1 protein-coding gene is annotated in these 905 nt (G+C 62.8%); it reads right to left on the bottom strand.

The genetic code is table 11. The annotated features are described in order from the left end of the window. Positions 1-704: DUF262 domain-containing protein (locus ACY5KJ_RS16795; protein ID WP_462203813.1), on the bottom strand; the 704-nt coding region annotated here is incomplete at its 3' end. Positions 705-905 lie beyond the last annotated feature (201 nt).

Here is a 905-nt window from a genome sequence, read left to right as displayed (position 1 = left end):
CGAAGCACCACCTCACGATCGATCATCCGCCGCTGCCTGCCCAGTGCCCCGGCGGTGGCGATCGAGAATTCCGGGAGAGCGGTCAAATCGCGAAGGAAATCACGGCTACGCTTCTTGCTCATACAGTGCCGAATTTCCTGGGCATTCAGCGGCGTACCACCCGTGTTAATCCGGCGGAAGATATCGTACATGACGGGCCGCGGCGTCGAGGGATCGATGACGTTCGCGACAATCTGAGTGTTGTTAAGGCGACGACGCCAAAGCGCGGGAAGATCCTCGAATCTCTTCCCGATCACATCCCTGATGTACTCCAGTCCCTCCAGGGAGAAACCCCCGGCGCCCTCCCGTCCACCCCGGACGAAATCGTAGACGGTGGTCAGCCGCTGGACGCCGTCGACCACTCGCAACGTCCCGTCCTTGTCCTCCGCGAAATAAAAGGCAGGCAGCGGGATCTGGAGCAGAACAGACTCAATGAGCTGTGCCTTCTGAACCGGCTTCCATACCTTCAGACGCTGAAAATCCGGCGCCAGGTCGAGGGAGCCCTCGTCGATGGCATCGAGCATGTTACGCAGGGAAAAGCTCTTCGTACTTACCCGGATGCTCTCGGGATTCCAGGGCCGGTCAATGTCCTGGAAACCGGTCTCCTGCTCTTCCTCGACATCCAGCCGCGTGTTGCCTTCGTACTCGACGACGACCGCGCTCACCGGCTCCACCCGCGTACTCCGTTTCCAGCCGTCACGATCGGTAGACGCCGTTCCCGGGCGCCGTTCCCCACCTCAGCCAGGTCGCCCTGTCGCAGGCGGGCCCGCGCAGGGTGACCATACCCCGGTGGGCGTCCCGGCGGATGTGGTCCATCGCGGATCGTCGGCCGGTCAGGCTACTCCAGTCTGGCTCAGTGCCCGGGG

The sequence above is a fragment of the Frankia sp. CcWB3 genome, from assembly GCF_977927595.1.
The sequence above is the reverse complement of the archived record's forward strand: the minus strand, read 5'-3'. Positions and strand labels throughout refer to the sequence as shown.